The sequence below is a fragment of the Micromonospora sp. NPDC051924 genome, assembly GCF_055586005.1.
In genome coordinates, this window is sequence record NZ_JBVJJA010000041.1 from 17087 (window position 1) to 33549 (window position 16463).

A 16463-nucleotide genomic window follows, 5' to 3' on the forward strand; every position below is an offset into this window, starting at 1 on the left:
CAGCCAACTTTCAGCCATGGGCTGGATGGTTGACGGGTACCGGTGTTGTTGAACCGGGCAGCGGTCCCCGGCGCGGGGCCGCGCACCGAAGGAGCGATCGTGCATCACAACCGTCTCAAGACCGCAGCGCTGCTCGGCCTGTTGACCTCGCTGATCCTCGCGGTCGGCTACTGGTTCGGCGGGAGCGGCGGCCTCGTCATCGCCGTCGTCGTCTCGTTGCTGATGAACGGCGTGACCTACTTCTACTCCGACAAGCTCGCCCTGCGCTCGATGCGGGCGCAACCGGTCAGCGAGGCACAGTTCCCCGAGCTGTACCGGATGGTGCGGGAGCTCTCCACCCAGGCGGGCCAGCCGATGCCCCGCCTGTACGTCAGCCCCACCGCGCAGCCCAACGCGTTCGCGACCGGGCGCAACCCGCAGCACGCGGCGGTCTGCGTCACCCAGGGCATCGTGGAGATCCTCGACTACCGCGAGCTGCGCGGCGTGATCGGGCACGAGCTGTCCCACGTCTACAACCGGGACATCCTCATCTCCAGCGTGGCGGCCGGGCTCGCCGGCATCATCACCATGCTGGCCAACATCGCCTGGTTCATCCCGCTGGGCTCGTCGGACGACGAGGACGCCCCGAACCCGGCGGTGCTGCTGCTCACCCTGATCCTCGGCCCGATCGCGGCCACCCTGATCCAGCTCGCGATCAGCCGGAGCCGCGAGTACCAGGCCGACCAGTCCGGTGCCGAGCTGAGCCGCGACCCGCTGGCGCTGGCCAGCGCCCTGCGCAAGATCCACATGGGTACGCAGATGCGCCCGCTGCCGCCGCAGGGCCAGCTCACCAGCACCGCCCACCTGATGATCGACAACCCGTTCAAGCGGGGTGGCGGCCTCGCCGCCATGTTCTCCACCCACCCGCCGATGGAGCAGCGGGTCGCCCGGCTGGAGCAGCTCGCCCGCAATAGCGGGCCGGTGCAGTTCCAGCGCTGACCTGACCCGACCGACGAGATCCCGCCCGCGTCCGGCCCCGGACGCGGGCGGAGTCGTCTCAGGAGGTGGCCTGAGGCAACCGGTCGGGTCGGTTGAGCAGCACGACGCCGAGCAGCACCACCCCCGCCGCCAGGTACGCGAGCGCCGGGCCGAACAGTTGGGCGGCGCTGCCCAGCAGGAAGATGCCGCAGCCGGAGACGACGATGTTGGCGGCCACGATGGTCGCCTCCACCTGCCCCATCCGTTCCTTCGGGGCGAGTCGGGCGAAGGTGGCCTGCGCCCCGATCAGCCAGCCGCCACCCGCGCCGATCAACGCGTTCGCCGCCGCCAACCCCCAGACCGGCGCGTCGAGCGCGACCAGCGCACCGGCCAGCAGCAGCGCCCCGGCCAAGGCGACGGCCGTCACCACCTGGCCGCCCACCCGGGCCAGCCAGGGCCGCCGGGCCGACAGCAGCACGAAGACCGCGCCGCCGAACGCCGAGGCGGCCAGCACGACCGGTCGCCACCCGCCGCCGGCCAGGTGGGGGGCGAGCGTCTCCGGCAGCCCGCCGGAGAGCACGGTGCCGAGGGTGAGCAGGGCGACGCCGCGCAGCACCGGGTGACCGACGATGGTGCGTACCCCGGCGGTGGCCGGTGGCCGGGGCCCCCGGCGGACGCCCCGGCCGGCGGGCAACCCGGCCAGCACGACCGTGGCGATCAGGAACGACACCAGGTCGATCAGGAGCGCCATCCGCGCGCCGAGCGCCATGGTCACGCTGGCCCCGGCGAGCAGGCCGACCACCTGGCCCGCCAGGTTGGCGAAGGCGGAGAGGCCGAACAGCGGCAGCCGCAGCGGGCCGTCCACCGCCTCGGCGACGATCGCCACGTTGACGCTGGAGTACGCGGCCCGGACCGCGCCCAGCAGGCCGGCCGCCACGATCGCCGGCAGCGGCTGGGGCGACACGGTCGGGATCGCGATCAGCGCCGCGCCGGCCAGCGAGAGCCAGACCAGCATGGTGCGCCGGGCCGGCACGTCGAGCCAGCCGCTGAACACGGTGGCGACCAGCAGCGCGGGCAGGGCCCGAGCGGCGTACACAGCGGCCGGGCCGAGCACCGAGCGGGTCTGGTCGTACGCCAGCAGCAGCAGGGCGGCGAGCCCGATGAAGTCCCCCAACTCGGAGATGCCCCGAGCGGTGACGAGCCGCGAAGCGACCGGGTGGTGGAACAGGTCGCGGTACCGGGGCGGTGGTGCGAGTCGTTCGTCGGCGTCGGTCATCAGTGGATCTGATCCGCTTCCGCTGCCGGCTTGGCGTCGGGTGGCGACGAGTGGGTCCCTATCCAGGGCGGTTCGATGGGGGTGCCGGTCACCGGACCTCCGTGCGTCATTGGGGGCGGAGCCTGAACTGGCATGGACTCGGGTCGATCAGAAACTACCGCGTTCCGGTCAGGAGGTCAGCCCCGGACCGGGTCGGCGGTGTGAGCGAGCCGACCACCCCCGCAGCGACCTGCGGCGTTAGGGTCAGAAAGGTTCCCACTCGTTACCTGCTCCCGACCGGAGGTGCACCCTTGGCCGCTCTGCGCCAGTACCTGGGGGTATGGCGGATCCCCGGCGCGCCGATGCTGCTGGTCCTCGGCATCGTCGGCCGGCTCGGGATCGGCATGACCCCGTTGGCGCTCCTGCTCGTGGTCGAGGAGGTGACCGACCGGTACTCCCTCGCGGCCGTCGCCGGCGGCATCTACGCCCTCGCCGGGGCCGCGCTCAGCCCGGTCGCCGGGCGGATCGCTGACCGGGTCGGCCCCACCCCGGTGCTGCTGGTCACCGCCGTCGCCCACCCGCTCGCCCTGTTCGGGCTGCTCGGGGCCAGTCGGTCCGGGGCCGGCAACCTGGCGCTGATCTACCTGGCCGCCGGGGTCGCCGGGGCCACCTACCCGCCGCTCACCGCGGCCATCCGGGGCGCCTGGAACGACCTCACCGCGCCGGCCTCCGGCCGTACCCACCTGCGCAACACCGCGCTCGCCGCGGAGACCTCCCTCTTCGAGGTCGTCTTCGTGCTCGGCCCGCTGCTGGTCGCGGCGTTCGTGCTGCTCGCCGACGCCACCGCGGCCCTGGTCGGGGCGGCCGTGGTCACCCTGGTCGGGACCACCGCCGTCGCGCTCGGCCGGGTGATGCGGGCCTGGCGGCCGCACCCGCGCGAGCACCACGCCAAGGGCCTCGGTCCGCTGCGGGTCGGCGGCTTCCCGGCCCTGCTGCTCTGCGTCGCCAGCCTCGGCATCGCGTTCGGGGCCGCCGGGGTGATCGTCCCGGCCTTCGCCGGGAACGCCACCGCCGACGACCCGGAGAGCCTCGCCGGCCTGCTGCTGGCCGTCTGGGGCATCGGCAGCGCCGCGGGCGGCTTCTGGTTCGGGGTGCGCCGGCCGGCGGCCAACATGACCCGCCAGTTCGCCTGGCTGCTCGGCGCGGTGGCGGCCAGTTTCGCGGTCTTCGCAGTGATGCCCACCCCGCTCGCCCTCGGGGTCGCCCTGGTGCTCGGCGGGGCCACCATCGCCCCCGCGCTGACCCTGGAGAACACCCTGGTCGGCCGGATCGCCCCGGCCGGCATGCTCAATGAGGCGTACACCTGGGTGGTCACCATGTCGGTGGCGGCGAGCGCCGCCGGCGGCGCGGTGGCCGGGCTGATCGTCGACCAGGCCGGCGGCGTGCCCTGGGCCTTCCTCTTCGCCGGGGCGGCGGTCGCCGTCGGGGCCGTCCTCGCCGCGCTGCCCGCCGGCCCCATCGCCCGCGCCGAGGCCCGCGCGGTACGCGCCGAACAGTCGCTCGCGGCCTGAGGGGATCAGACGCGCGCCGACGGGTATTCGCCCGGAATGTTCGTCTTCTTCTCGAACCGGATTGGGTGCCTCGGCTCGATCCTGATCAGCGCGATCCTCACGGTGGTCCTGCTGCTGATCTTCTCGCGCTGAGCGGGGTCGGCGGTTGCGACCCGGCCGGGCCGTGCTGGCTCCGCTTCACCATCTGATCCCGGAACGGGCCTTTCCGCCTATCCTCGTCCTGTCTACGGGGTCTCGTCCTGGAACCGCTCCGGATGGCTGCCGTCGACCATGTCGTGGCCGGGCGTGGTGATGCAATGCGCCCCCGGCTCTGCCCGACAGACCGGACACGGCCGGTACTCCTCGACCGGTCCCAACTCGTAGCCCATTGCACGGGCGGCGAGGGTGATGTCCCTGGCCGCCTCGTGCAGCGAGTCGTCCCCGTGCCGAACGGCAGCCTCGTGGGTCCGGTAGATCGCGCTACGCGCAAGTTCCAGCGGTTCCGACACGGCGGGGTAGTCCCCGCCGGGGGAGGCGGCAAACCGGCGTGCGACCGTCACCAGGCCGCCGGAGGTCGATCACGATCGACCTCCGGCGACCCTGGTGACGGCGCCTACCCAGGTGGCAAGGCGTGGTCGGCCAATCGTCAGGCCGGCCGGGGCCTCCTCACCGGTAGTTGGTGAACTGCAGGGCGACGCCAAAGTCCTCGCCCTTGAGCAGCGCGATGACGGCCTGCAGGTCGTCCTTCTTCTTGCCGGTGACGCGGAGCTGGTCGCCCTGGATCTGCGCCTGGACGCCCTTCGGGCCCTCGTCCCGGATCTTCTTGCTGATGGCCTTGGCCTTGTCCGAGTCGATGCCCTGGATCACCTTGGCGTCGATCTTGAAGATCTTGCCCGACGAGCGCGGGTCACCGGCGTCCAGCGACTTGAGCGAGATGTTCCGCTTGACCAGCTTCTCCTTGAAGACCTCCAGGGCGGCCCGGACCCGCTCCTCGGTCTCCGCCTGGAGGTTGATCGCCTCCTCGCCCGACCAGGAGATCTCGGCGCCGGTGCCGCGGAAGTCGAACCGCGTCGCGAGCTCCTTCTCCGCCTGGCGGAGGGCGTTGTCGACCTCCTGCCGGTCGACCTTGCTTACGATGTCGAACGACGGGTTGGCTGCCATGCTCATGCTCCTGCTGTCCGGCGGTATGTCCTGTTCCGTCCCCCGCTGACCAGCGGTGGGACCCCCTGACGGTACCCGGTTGCGGCGGCCCCGGGGGCAACCGCTATCCTTGCTTCCGCTGCCGCGTTCCGACGCGGTGGAGCGCCCTGGCGGGTTGCCCGAGCGGCCAATGGGAGCGGACTGTAAATCCGTCGCGAAAGCTACAGAGGTTCGAATCCTCTACCCGCCACCAGGGAACGGCAAGGCCCTTGACCTGCGGAAACGCGAGTCAAGGGCCTTTTCTGTCGGGGCGGAGCCCACGCCCGATCTTCTTCGGGGCTGATCCTCGTCGCTCAAGCGCCGGCGCGCCCCGCCGCTGAGGTCTCGGGTTGCGGTATCCGGGGGTCTCGAGAGCGCCGGGAGCCGGGTTTGCCGCATGCCGAGTCGGCGCGGTCGGACCCGACAGTGCCGGCCCGGCGCTGGCCGGCGGTGGTCGGCGGGTGCCGGGAATATGACGCACTGGGGACTCTGGTTTTCCCCGGCGACCCATGTATGGTGACCTATGGCCGGGCACATTGGCGGTACGCGGCGGGTTCCCGCCATGCTCGGGGAGCGTCACGAGGAGGAGACCCCGCCGAGGCGATGATCGATTTGCGGGTTAGGTCGGAATCCGCAGTGGACGAACGGGTCCGTCCGGTCCGGGTGCCCTGATCTGGCCAGGTGTGTCGAGTTGCGTGGGCCGAACGGTGAAACCTGACCCGCGGCCGGTCCAGCGACCGTCCCTCTCCTTTCCTGGATGCTGGCCCTGTGGCACGATCGTGGAGTCTCCACCATCCTCGTGACACCTCTGACAGGAGCAATCATGTCTGGTCGTAGGTTGGGCCGACTGTTTGGCTCGCTCCTCCTCTTTGCCGCCCTGGCCGGTGTCGCCGTCGTCGACTCGGGTCTGACCGATCTTCATCTGACGGACGTCATCTGGATGTGAGCGTCGCCCGGTCGACCGCTGTGAGCTGACGGCAGTCTCCGGACAAGCGCTGGACAGGGAGCGGGATGAGCGGGCGCGGCACGCCGAGACGCCGGTCTTCGGAAGACGCCTGGATCATCACCGCTCCGCTGGTGCTTGTCGCGGTCATCTGCGCGACGGTCACCGGGCTGATCACCGATCGGCCTTTCGGCGGCTGGGCGCCGGCAGCCCTCCTGCTGGTCCTCATGCTGCTCGCCAGCGGGCCGGTGGTCGGCGTGGTGATCCGCCGCCAGTCGCTGGGCATGACCCTCACCGAACTGCCGCTGGTGCTGGCGTTCTACTTCCTGCCGCCGCTCACCGTCGTCCTCATCTACACCCTGTCGTCGCTGGTCACCCACCTGCGGCACCGGATGGCCGCGCCGAAACTCTGGTTCAACGTCGCCCGCGCCGCGGCGGGCACCTCGCTGGGTGCCCTGGTCCTGCACATCTTGCCCCCGGCCCACGGCGTCGGCCCTTATACCTGGCTCGGGCTCTGCCTCGCGATCAGCATGGTGATCCTGGTCGGCGTCACCTCGATCGCCGCGGTCCAGACCCTGCTCGTCGGCTGGCACGCCGGCCGGGAAACCGTCCGTGCGCTGCCCTCGATCACGCTCACCGCCGGCATCAACGTCTCGGCCGGCCTGGTTGTGCTGATGTTGCTCGACCAGTCGTGGTGGTCGCTGGTGCCCCTCGCGGCGCTGGCCGCCGGGCTCGGGGTGGTCTACCGGTCGTACGCAGAGTTCTTCCAGCAGCACCGCACCCTCACCGGGATGTACGAGCTGAGCCGGGCAATCTCCGCCAGCGGCCAGGACGGGACCCTCGCCGACGCCCTGCTCGGCCGGGTCCGGGCCCTGCTCCAGGCCGAGTACGCCACCATTTGGCTGCCCGCGCAGGGCCGGCACCCGGAAACCCTGCTCACCGCCCGGGTCGACGACCCCGGCCTGCTCGACACCGCGCCCACTCCGCCGGAGCTGCGGCAGAAGGCCGTCGACACGGCTCGTCCCATCACCGTGGGGCGAGGCGTCAGCAGCGACCCGGAGTTCCGCGACCGGCTAGCCGAGCACGGCGTCAAGGACACGGTGGCGGTGCCGCTCCGCTCCGGCCGGGTGGTGATCGGCACCCTCGAGGTGACCAACCGGCTCGGCGACCCGCTGCACTTCACCCAGCGGGACGTGGCGGTCTTCGAGACCGTCGCCGCGCACGCCGCCGTCGCTCTGGAGAACTCTCGGCTGGTCGACCGCCTGCGGCACGACGCGGAGCACGACGCGCTCACCAAGCTGCCCAACCGTCGACGGCTCACCGCGGCGGTCGCCGAGGCGGTCAAGATCAGGGCACCCGGCGAGGTGGTGGCGCTGCTGCTGTTCGACGTCGACCGCCTGCGTCAGGTCAACGAGTCGCTCGGCCACGCGGCCGGCGACAAGGTCCTCGTCGAGGTCGCCGAGCGGCTGCGCGCCTGTGCGCCCTCCTCGGCCCTGGTCGGCCGGGCCGGCGGCGACGAGTTCCTGGTGACCCTGCGGCTGGAGAGCACCGAGGCGGCACTGGACCTGGCCGGGCAGCTGCGCGAGCAGATCCGCGACGAGATGGTCTTCGACGCGCTGACCCTGGACGTCGACACCGCCGTCGGGGTGGCCGTGCATCCCGACCACGGCAGCGACGCGCTGGCCCTGCTGCAGCGGGTCGACCTCGCGACGACGGCGGCCAAGTCGGTCCCCGGCAGCGTCCAGCTCTACAGTCCGGCGCTGGAGTCCCGGTCGCTGCGCCGGCTGGGCCTCGCCGGCGACCTGCGCCGGGCCTTGGACGACGGTGAGCTGGAGGTCTACTTCCAGCCGAAGGTGACGCTGCGGGACCGCCGCCTGGTCGGGGTGGAGTGCCTGGCCCGCTGGGAGCATCCGGCGCACGGCACGGTGGCCCCGGACGATTTCGTCGCGGTGGCCGAGCACACCGGCCAACTGGGCCGGCTCACCGAGTTCGTGCTCCGGGAGAGCCTGCGGCGCAGCCGCGACTGGCAGCAGGGCGGGCAGCCGCTGGCCGTCTCGGTCAACCTCGCCGCCCGTACCCTCACCGACCAGCACTTCCCCTCGCTGGTCCGGGAGCTGCTCGACGAGTACGACGTACCGCCGCAGCGGCTCACCCTGGAGATCACCGAGGCCGGTGTGCTCGATGGCACCGAACGCCCGATTCCGACCCTGCGGCGCCTGCGCGACCTCGGCGTCCGGCTCTCGGTGGACGACTTCGGCACCGGGAACTCGTCCCTGGCCCAGCTGCGCCGGCTGCCGGTGCACGAGGTGAAGGTCGACCGCTCGTTCGTGCAGGGCATGGCGACCGATCCGGGCGACCTGGCGATCGTGAACGCCGTGGTGACCCTCTCCCAGCAGTTCGGTCTGGCCGTGGTGGCCGAGGGCGTGGAGAGCGAGCTGACCCTGGAGCTGCTCCAGGACATCGGCTGCGAGATCGGGCAGGGGTTCCTGTTCAGCCGGCCGCTGCCGTACGAGCGGCTGGAGGCCTGGTTCGCCGCCCAGGTCGACCCGGAGCCGGTCCCCGCCGGCGAGCTGCCACGCCTGCGGGTGGTGCCCTGAGCTGCGGGGACGCGGCAAGGGGGGATCCGATTTCACCTCGGCGGCGAGGTCGTGTACTGTTTCTCCTGCGCGACACCCCACGGGGTGATCAAGCAGGCCCCCTTAGCTCAGTCGGCAGAGCGTCTCCATGGTAAGGAGAAGGTCTACGGTTCGATTCCGTAAGGGGGCTCAAAGGGTCCGGCTGGACCCGCCACGGCGGTGTAGCTCAGATGGCAGAGCAAGCGGCTCATAATCGCTGTGTCGCCGGTTCAAGTCCGGCCACCGCTACTCTCGTCCTCCGGGTCCACCCGGTGGTCGGTGGGATGGGCGCCACAGGTGCCCATTTTGCATGTCTACGCCGTCAGCGCGTAGGCTGATGCGCCGTAGTTGTTACCCGTTAGCGAGGAAGGCACTCCGCCGTGGCGAAGGCGACCGATGTCCGGCCGAAGATCACTTTGGCGTGTGTGGAGTGCAAGGAGCGCAACTACATCACGCGCAAGAACCGTCGTAACGACCCGGACCGCATCGAGCTGAAGAAGTTCTGCCCCCGGGACGGCAAGCACACGGTCCACCGCGAGACCCGCTGACCCACGGCCGGCCCTGCCGGTCCAGGCCCCCCAGCTCCTCCGAACGCCGATCCGCACGGATGGCGGCCCCGCGCCGCCCGTCCCGTACGGATCGGCGTTCGTGTTTTACGTGTAGGTTCGCGGCATGTCCCTGGACCCGTCCTTCGTCGGCCGGACCTATCCGCCGACCGCCCCCTATCAGGTGGGCCGAGAAAAGATCCGCGAGTTCGCCACCGCCATCGGCGCCACCGACCCGGCCCACCACGACCCGGAGGCGGCCCGGGCGCTCGGGCACCCCGACGTGGTCGCCCCGCCGACCTTCCCGGTGGTCGTCACCATGCCCGCCAGCCGGCAGATCATCGAGGACCCGGCGCTCGGCGTGGACTACAGCCGGGTGGTGCACGGCGACCAGCGCTTCGCGTACACCCGGCCGGTGGTGGCCGGCGACGAGCTGATCTGCGTCAACACCATCGAGGAGGTCACCACCCGGGGCGGGCACGGCTTCCTGACCACCCGCACCGACGTGAGCACCGCCGCCGGCGAGCCGGTGGTCGCCGTCTGGTCCAAGATCGTCGTACGCGGAGAGGCCTGACCATGGAGCTGCCCACCCAGACCTTCCGGGTGACCCGTGCGGACCTGGTCCGCTACGCGGGCGCCTCGGGCGACTTCAACCCGATCCACTGGAGCGACCGGACCGCCACCAAGGTGGGCCTGCCCGGGGTCATCGCCCACGGCATGTTCACCATGGCGCTGGTCGGCCGGGCGGTCACCGCCTGGGCCGGCGCGCCGGACGCGGTGGTCGACTTCGGCGTCCGGTTCACCCGCCCGGTGGTCGTCCCCGACACCGACGAGGGCACTGAGATCGAGGTCTCCGCGGTGGTCAAGGAGGTCACCGAGGACGGCCTGACCAGGCTTGACGTGACCGCGACCTGCCTCGGCGAGAAGGTGCTGTCGCAGGCCCGGGCGACCGTCCGGACGCCTCGCTGAGGGATCTGTCGACGCGCGAGGGGCAGACCGGTTGGGAAAGTCGCACGACTACCCGTACACTGGTCCGCCGTGGGGCAAGTGACCCCTGCCTGGCACTGCGTGCTCGGGTGGGGTGATCGTTGCCGCACAGGGGTGTAGCTCAATTGGCAGAGCAGCGGTCTCCAAAACCGCAGGCTGCAGGTTCAAGTCCTGTCACCCCTGCGCCTCAGGCCTGACCGTTCCGTGGGTCGCGCCGCCCGTACGGCGGCGTCCGGCCCGTGGTGGTGGCACCGGCGGGGTGGTTCCGAGGCATTCGGGGCCCATCCGGTCGGTCCGCCGGCCGCGGCCCGTCGCGGGACGGTTGGTCCGGCCGGCGTGACCACACGCTGCGCACGCTCATCGGCGTGCGACCCGATATCCCGCACGGAGGGCGAAGTGGCCGAGAGCAAGCGGCGCGGCGAGGACGCCGGCGACGAGCGTCTGGAAGAGGACGCGGTTGTCGACGACGTGGCCGACGACGACGCCACCAACGCGGAGGACGAGTCGGTCTCCCGGGGTGGCACCGCTACCCGTAAGCGGGCCCGCGCCGAGTCGACCGAGGGCCGCAAGACCCGGAAGGACACCGAGCGGATCGGGCTCTTCGCCCGCATCGCGCGGTTCTTCCGCGAGGTCGTGGCCGAGCTGCGTAAGGTCATCTGGCCGACCCGCAAGGAGCTGCTGACCTACACGGCCGTGGTGGTCACCTTCGTCGCGGTGATGCTGGCGATCGTGGCCGGCCTGGACTACGGCTTCGCGAAGGCGGTGCTGTTCGTCTTCGGCGGCAAGAGCTGACAGGCCAACAGCGATAGTGACGGAAGTGAGCGAGCGTGCCTGAGTACGACGAGACCGCCGAGACCCCGGACGAGCAGTCCGCGGTGGCGACGGCGGCCAACGAGGAGTCGGTCGAGGCCGCCAGCGAGCCGGAATTCCCGACCGCCGAGCCGGTGGACGAGGAGTTCGACCCGGTCGCCGAGCTGCGCCAGAAGCTGCGCTACGCCCCCGGTGACTGGTACGTGGTGCACTCCTACGCCGGCTACGAGAACAAGGTCAAGACCAACCTCGAGACCCGGATCACCTCCCTCGACATGGAGGACTTCATCTACCAGGTCGAGGTGCCGACCCGGGAAGAGGTCGAGGTCAAGAACGGCAAGCGGTCGCAGGTCCAGGCGAAGGTCTTCCCGGGCTACATCCTGGTCCGGATGGAGCTGACCGCCGAGTCCTACTCCTGCGTCCGGAACACCCCGGGGGTCACCGGCTTCGTCGGAGCGACCGACCGGGCCGACCGCCCGGCGCCGCTGAGCCTCGACGAGGTGCTGAAGTGGCTGGCCCCGGCGGTCGAGGCCGTGGAGAAGAAGGCGAAGCCCGAGGTCAAGGTCCTCGACTTCGAGGTCGGCGACTCGGTCACCGTCACCGACGGGGCGTTCGCCTCGCTGCCGGCGACGATCAGCGAGATCAACGCCGACCAGCAGAAGCTGAAGGTGCTGGTCTCGATCTTCGGTCGGGAGACGCCGGTCGAGCTGAACTTCAACCAGGTCGCCAAGATCTGACGTACGCCGCGCACCGGCGGTGGGCCTTCCGGTCCGCCGCCGGTGTGTCGTTTTCGCGGCCCGTCGGACCTCGGCGGCGGGGGCGGCGGAAGTCTGCGCTACCCTAGAACGTCGGCTGTCCGCACCGCGCTGACCGTGCGCGCCCGCGGGCCGGCGAAAATCCCAGTTCCAAGCCCCAGGAAGAGACATGCCTCCGAAGAAGAAGCTCGTCAAGACGTTCACGCTTCAGCTGAAGGCTGGCCAGGCCACGCCGGCGCCGCCGGTCGGCCCCGCGCTCGGCCAGCACGGCGTGAACATCATGGAGTTCTGCAAGTCCTACAACGCGCAGACCGAGGCGCAGCGGGGCGACATCGTCCCCGCCGAGATCAGCGTCTACGAGGACCGGACCTTCACCTTCGTCCTGAAGACCCCGCCCGCCGCCCGGCTGCTGCTCAAGGCCGCCGGTGTGGAGAAGGGTTCGGGCGTCCCGCAGAAGGACAAGGTCGGCTCCGTGACCATGACCCAGGTGCGCGAGATCGCCGAGAAGAAGATGGTCGACCTCAACGCCAACGACATCGACCAGGCTGCGAAGATCATCGCCGGCACCGCCCGGTCGATGGGTATCGTCGTCAACGACTGACGTCGGTCAGCACTTTCCCGATCAGTTCGTGGGAGGGCGCGCGGACACCGCGGCCCGCCATAGACCACAGGAGTAACGAGAAATGCAGCGCAGCAAGAGCTACCGCAAGGCCGCCGAGGTCATCGACCGGTCGAAGCTCTACTCTCCCGCCGAGGCCGTCAAGCTGGCCAAGGAGACCACCAACGTCAAGTTCGACGCCACGGTCGAGGTCGCGATGCGCCTCGGCGTCGACCCCCGCAAGGCGGACCAGATGGTCCGCGGCACGGTCAACCTGCCGCACGGCACCGGTAAGACCGCCCGCGTGATCGTCTTCGCCGCCGGCGCGAAGGCCGAGGAGGCCGCCGCGGCGGGTGCGGACGAGGTGGGCACCGACGAGCTGGTCGCCCGTATCCAGGGCGGTTGGCTGGACTTCGACGCGGCGATCGCCACCCCGGACCAGATGGCCAAGATCGGCCGGATCGCGCGGATCCTGGGCCCGCGCGGCCTGATGCCGAACCCGAAGACCGGCACGGTGACCATGGACGTCACCAAGGCCGTCGCGGACATCAAGGGCGGTAAGATCACCTTCCGGGTGGACAAGCACTCCAACCTCCACCTGATCATCGGCAAGGCCTCGTTCTCCGAGTCCCAGCTGATCGACAACTACGCCGCGGTGCTGGACGAGGTCCTGCGCTCGAAGCCGTCCGCGGCCAAGGGCAAGTACCTGAAGAAGGTCACCCTCACCACCACCATGGGCCCGGGCGTCCCGGTCGACCCGAACGCGGTGAAGAACCTGACCGAGGCTGCGGCCGAGGCCTGAGCACGACTGCCCTGACGGGGCCCCGCCACCCTGGTGGCGGGGCCCCGTCCGGCTTTCCGGTGTGGGAGGCTCGGCGCATGCGGCTGGAGGGGGTCTGGCTGCGGTACCAGCGGCGCGGTCCGTGGGTGCTGCGGGAGACCGACGTAGGGATCGGTCCGGGCGAGGTGGCGGTGGTGCTCGGGCGTAACGGCGTCGGCAAGTCCACCCTGCTCCAGCTCGCGGCGGGCGTGCTCCGTCCGACCCGGGGCCGGGTGGTCGACCGGCCCGGCGTTGTCGGCTGGGTGCCCGAGCGGTTCCCCGCCGACCAGCCGTTCACCGTGGGCGCGTACCTCACCGCGATGGGCCGGGTGGCCGGGCTCTCCGGTCCCGAGGCCGACCGGGCGGTGCGGCACTGGGTCGACCGGCTCGGCCTGACCCGGTTCCACGACGTCCGGCTGCCGCAGCTCTCCAAGGGGACCGCCCAGAAGGTCGGCCTGGCCCAGGCCCTGCTGCGCCCGCCCGGCCTGCTCGTCCTCGACGAGCCCTGGGAGGGGCTGGACGCCGCCGCCCGCGGGCTGGTCCCGGAGGTGGTCGACGAGGTCCTCGCCGACGGCGGAACGGTGCTGGTCAGCGACCACCGTGGCGAGACGGTCCGGCTGCCGGGCGCCCGGCACTGGACGGTCGCCGACGGCGCGGTGACCGAGGAGCCGCTGGCCGGGGCCGCGACCGTCGCGGTGGTCGAGCTGGCCGTCCCGACCACCGGGCTCGCCGCCGCCGTCGCCCGGTTGCGCGCCGAGGGCCATCACGTCCTCCGGGTACGCGAACCCGCTGCCCCGCCCCCCGCCACGCGACCCGGGTCCGGCGCGACGGCCGGCGCGGTCTCGCCTCCGGTCACCCGCCCCGGACCTCGCACCGAGTCGGCCCCGCCCGGCGCGGCGCCACTCGACTCCGGGGCAGCGGCGGAGCCTGTCGAGGATCGTGGCGGTGTCCCGACGACGGGCGGCTCCGGCCCGGTCGAGGCGGTGTCGGCCGCGCCCGACGGCGGCCCGGCGGCCGAGCCGGACCGGACCGGGGCCGCGCCGGAGGTGGCCCGGTGACCGCGCTGGTCCGGCTGCGGCTGGCCGGCTTCTTGCGTACCGGACGGGCGCTGGCCCCGGTGCTGGCCGGCCTGCTCGCCCTCGGCGTCCTCTACGGCGGCGGCCGGGCGCAGCCGGCGGAGGCGTACGGCGTCTCGGCGGTGGTGCTCTTCCCGGTGCTGGCCTGGCAGACCAAGATCCTGCTGGACGTGGAGCCGGACGTGCAGCGCCGGCTCGCCCAGGTGGTGCTCGGCCCGGCCCTGGAACGGGCCGCCGGTCTGCTCGCCGCGGCCCTGGCCGGGCTCGGCACGGTGGCCGTCGCGCTGGTCTTCCCGTGGCTGGTCGGCGGGGTGACCGGGCCGACCGGGCCGGGGGACCGGTCGCTCGCCGCCGGGGTGGCCCTCGGCCTCTGGGTCCACCTGCTCGCCCTGCCCGGCGCGGTGGGGCTGGGCGCGCTGGCCAGCCGGGCGATCACCCGCAGCGCCGGGTACGGCGTCGCCGTGCTCGCCCTCGGTGCGGTCGGCGCGCTGGTCCTCGGCCTCTCCGGCTCGGCGGTGCCGTGGCTGGCCCCGCCGCTGATGCCGGCCGCCCGGGTGCTGACCGGCCATCTCGCGCTCGCCACCGGCGTGCTGCTGACCGCCTGGGCGCTGGCCTGGGCCGCCGTGGCCCTGGCCGGTTACGCCTGGGGCCGACGCACCCGCGCCTGACCCCCCGCCGCCTGCCCCGAGGATCCGCCCGCCTGGCCGGCCCCCGCCTGGTCCGCCCGCCCACGCCACCCGGCCCGCCCGGCCCCGCCGCCTGGCGCGGCCGCCTTGATCCACTCCGGTTGCGGCAGGTCGGGGCGTTCCGGCGTCGTGTCGGCCCGGATTGCCGTGAACGGAGTCGATCAAGCGGACGGAACGGGTGACCGGGGGCACGTCGGGGGCGATTTGGCGGTACTGGCACACGTCGCGTAACCTTGTCGCGTAGTTCCACCCAAAGACCGCTGGTCACCGTGCCCTGGCACGGTCGAAGGTCCCGCGATGACGGGCGACCCGCGTAGGGCGGCAAGCGAAAATCGGTGTTGTGCGTGGTCCGCCGACTGCGCCCATGATGCCGGCCCTCGCCCCGTGCGCCCTGCGCCGGGGCTTTTCTCGTTGTCGTGATGCCTCCGCCGCCGTCGCGAGCCTCCGCTCGTCGCCGGCGTACCAGCTCCGAGCAACGAGAGAGGAGGGACATGGCGGACAAGCCGATCCGGGCCGACAAGGCCACGGCCGTCGCCGAGCTGACCGAGAGCTTCCGCAACGCGGGGGCCACCGTGCTGACCGAGTACCGCGGGCTCACGGTTTCGCAGCTCACCCAGCTGCGGCGCTCGCTCGGCAAGGAGACCAGCTACACGGTCGCGAAGAACACGCTGGCCAAGCGTGCCGCGGCCGACGCGGGCATCTCCGGCCTCGACGAGCTGTTCACCGGTCCTACCGCGCTGACTTTCGTTTCGGGCGACGTCGTCGAGGCGGCGAAGGGGCTTCGCGACTTCGCGAAGGCCAACCCGAAGCTCGTCATCAAGGGCGGTGTCTTCGAGGGCAAGGCCATTTCCGCGGCCGAGGTCACGAAGCTCGCCGACCTGGAGTCCCGCGAGGTGCTGCTGGCGAAGCTGGCCGGCGCCATGAAGGGCAACCTGAGCAAGGCCGCGGCCCTGTTCCAGGCTCCGCTCGCCAAGACCGCGCGTCTGGCGGCCGCTCTGCAGGACAAGCGCGAGAAGGAGGGCGCCGAGGCGGCCTGAGGCCCCGCGGCGCACCCACGTTCTTAGTTAACCATTCAGGAAAGGACGCCAGACATGGCGAAGCTCAGCACCGACGAGCTGCTCGACGCGTTCAAGGAGATGACGCTGATCGAGCTCTCCGAGTTCGTGAAGCAGTTCGAGGAGACCTTCGAGGTCACCGCCGCCGCTCCGGTTGCCGTCGCCGGCGCCGCCGTCCCGGGTGCCCCGGCCGCCGAGGCCGAGCCGGAGAAGGACGAGTTCGACGTCATCCTCGACGCCGACGGTGGCAAGAAGATCCAGGTCATCAAGGTCGTGCGTGAGCTGACCGGCCTGGGCCTCAAGGAGGCCAAGGACCTGGTCGAGGCCGCTCCGAAGGCCGTTCTGGAGAAGGCCAACAAGGAGACCGCCGAGAAGGCCAAGGCCAAGCTCGAGGGCGAGGGCGCCAAGGTCACCCTCAAGTGACCTTGCGTTGACCTGACGCGCGTCCGGCTCACGTGAGCCGGGGCACAACCGCGTCGCGGCGGGCGGTGATCCGGGAACGGATCGCCGCCCGCTGTGGTTGGTGCTCCCGGTGGCAGCGGCGTGAGCAGGGCGTACAGGGTCTTCGCACCGGCTTCACAGCGACGTCTGTCGGTAGCCCGTCGGTGGGAAAGACACCCCGAGGCGTAACC

At 71.7% G+C, this 16463-nt stretch carries 18 protein-coding genes and 4 tRNA genes; 19 read left to right on the forward strand and 3 right to left on the reverse strand.

Annotated features, from left to right (window positions below):
- The first annotated feature begins 99 nt into the window (after positions 1 to 99).
- Complete coding sequence (htpX, locus tag ACZ6S5_RS26965) at positions 100 to 978, forward strand: zinc metalloprotease HtpX (RefSeq protein WP_466004828.1); 879 nt, start codon at positions 100 to 102, stop codon at positions 976 to 978.
- Between the two features lie 58 nt (positions 979 to 1036).
- Here the strand turns inward: htpX and ACZ6S5_RS26970 are convergent, their stop codons facing one another.
- Positions 1037 to 2233, reverse strand: coding sequence for an MFS transporter (locus tag ACZ6S5_RS26970; protein ID WP_466004829.1), 1197 nt, complete (start codon positions 2231 to 2233; stop codon positions 1037 to 1039).
- 290 nt (positions 2234 to 2523) lie between these two features.
- Here ACZ6S5_RS26970 and ACZ6S5_RS26975 point away from each other — a divergent pair, with 290 nt between their 5' ends.
- On the forward strand, positions 2524 to 3783 hold the full coding sequence (locus tag ACZ6S5_RS26975; RefSeq protein ID WP_466004831.1) for an MFS transporter: 1260 nt from the start codon (positions 2524 to 2526) through the stop codon (positions 3781 to 3783).
- A 224-nt stretch (positions 3784 to 4007) separates the two neighbouring features.
- Here ACZ6S5_RS26975 and ACZ6S5_RS26980 read toward each other — a convergent pair whose 3' ends face one another.
- Entirely contained in the window at positions 4008 to 4271 is a 264-nt protein-coding gene (locus ACZ6S5_RS26980) for a zinc finger domain-containing protein (protein ID WP_466004832.1), read from the reverse strand.
- 157 nt (positions 4272 to 4428) lie between these two features.
- Positions 4429 to 4923 (reverse strand): YajQ family cyclic di-GMP-binding protein, encoded by a 495-nt coding sequence (locus ACZ6S5_RS26985; RefSeq protein WP_466004834.1) that lies wholly within the window; start codon positions 4921 to 4923, stop codon positions 4429 to 4431.
- Positions 4924 to 5071: 148 nt separating this feature from the next.
- Between ACZ6S5_RS26985 and ACZ6S5_RS26990 the strand changes: the two genes are divergently transcribed.
- From ACZ6S5_RS26990 to rplL, 17 genes are all read left to right on the forward strand, one after another.
- Positions 5072 to 5155: transfer RNA gene (locus tag ACZ6S5_RS26990), tRNA-Tyr, on the forward strand.
- A gap of 543 nt (positions 5156 to 5698) precedes the next feature.
- The gene (locus tag ACZ6S5_RS26995; RefSeq protein ID WP_466004836.1) at positions 5699 to 5887 is read left to right on the forward strand and encodes a hypothetical protein; all 189 of its coding nucleotides are present in this window, start codon (positions 5699 to 5701) and stop codon (positions 5885 to 5887) included.
- Positions 5888 to 5952: 65 nt separating this feature from the next.
- Positions 5953 to 8481, forward strand: a complete 2529-nt coding sequence (locus ACZ6S5_RS27000) for a putative bifunctional diguanylate cyclase/phosphodiesterase (RefSeq protein WP_466004838.1) — start codon at positions 5953 to 5955, stop codon at positions 8479 to 8481.
- Between the two features lie 96 nt (positions 8482 to 8577).
- Positions 8578 to 8650: transfer RNA gene (locus tag ACZ6S5_RS27005), tRNA-Thr, on the forward strand.
- A 25-nt stretch (positions 8651 to 8675) separates the two neighbouring features.
- Positions 8676 to 8748, forward strand: a tRNA-Met gene (locus ACZ6S5_RS27010).
- A gap of 131 nt (positions 8749 to 8879) precedes the next feature.
- Positions 8880 to 9047: a 50S ribosomal protein L33 gene (gene rpmG, locus ACZ6S5_RS27015; protein ID WP_013288652.1), complete on the forward strand. Its 168-nt coding sequence runs from the start codon at positions 8880 to 8882 to the stop codon at positions 9045 to 9047.
- Between the two features lie 124 nt (positions 9048 to 9171).
- Positions 9172 to 9618, forward strand: a complete 447-nt coding sequence (locus tag ACZ6S5_RS27020; RefSeq protein ID WP_466004840.1) for an FAS1-like dehydratase domain-containing protein — start codon at positions 9172 to 9174, stop codon at positions 9616 to 9618.
- 2 nt (positions 9619 to 9620) lie between these two features.
- Positions 9621 to 10013 (forward strand): MaoC family dehydratase, encoded by a 393-nt coding sequence (locus ACZ6S5_RS27025; RefSeq protein WP_452307334.1) that lies wholly within the window; start codon positions 9621 to 9623, stop codon positions 10011 to 10013.
- Between the two features lie 128 nt (positions 10014 to 10141).
- A tRNA-Trp gene (locus ACZ6S5_RS27030) sits at positions 10142 to 10214 on the forward strand.
- A 213-nt stretch (positions 10215 to 10427) separates the two neighbouring features.
- Positions 10428 to 10823: a preprotein translocase subunit SecE gene (gene secE, locus ACZ6S5_RS27035; protein WP_466004842.1), complete on the forward strand. Its 396-nt coding sequence runs from the start codon at positions 10428 to 10430 to the stop codon at positions 10821 to 10823.
- Positions 10824 to 10858: 35 nt separating this feature from the next.
- Positions 10859 to 11578, forward strand: coding sequence for a transcription termination/antitermination protein NusG (gene nusG, locus ACZ6S5_RS27040; protein ID WP_466004843.1), 720 nt, complete (start codon positions 10859 to 10861; stop codon positions 11576 to 11578).
- A 187-nt stretch (positions 11579 to 11765) separates the two neighbouring features.
- The gene (gene rplK / locus ACZ6S5_RS27045) at positions 11766 to 12197 is read left to right on the forward strand and encodes a 50S ribosomal protein L11 (RefSeq protein WP_466004845.1); all 432 of its coding nucleotides are present in this window, start codon (positions 11766 to 11768) and stop codon (positions 12195 to 12197) included.
- Positions 12198 to 12279: 82 nt separating this feature from the next.
- Entirely contained in the window at positions 12280 to 12996 is a 717-nt protein-coding gene (gene rplA / locus ACZ6S5_RS27050; protein WP_466004847.1) for a 50S ribosomal protein L1, read from the forward strand.
- Between the two features lie 77 nt (positions 12997 to 13073).
- Positions 13074 to 14072: an ABC transporter ATP-binding protein gene (locus tag ACZ6S5_RS27055; protein WP_466004849.1), complete on the forward strand. Its 999-nt coding sequence runs from the start codon at positions 13074 to 13076 to the stop codon at positions 14070 to 14072.
- Entirely contained in the window at positions 14069 to 14758 is a 690-nt protein-coding gene (locus ACZ6S5_RS27060) for a hypothetical protein (RefSeq protein WP_466004850.1), read from the forward strand. The genes ACZ6S5_RS27055 and ACZ6S5_RS27060 overlap by 4 nt, the downstream gene beginning before the upstream one ends.
- Before the next feature lie 509 nt (positions 14759 to 15267).
- Complete coding sequence (rplJ, locus tag ACZ6S5_RS27065) at positions 15268 to 15813, forward strand: 50S ribosomal protein L10 (protein WP_130320445.1); 546 nt, start codon at positions 15268 to 15270, stop codon at positions 15811 to 15813.
- Between the two features lie 54 nt (positions 15814 to 15867).
- Positions 15868 to 16254, forward strand: coding sequence for a 50S ribosomal protein L7/L12 (gene rplL, locus ACZ6S5_RS27070; protein WP_431942556.1), 387 nt, complete (start codon positions 15868 to 15870; stop codon positions 16252 to 16254).
- The last annotated feature ends 209 nt before the right edge of the window (positions 16255 to 16463 follow it).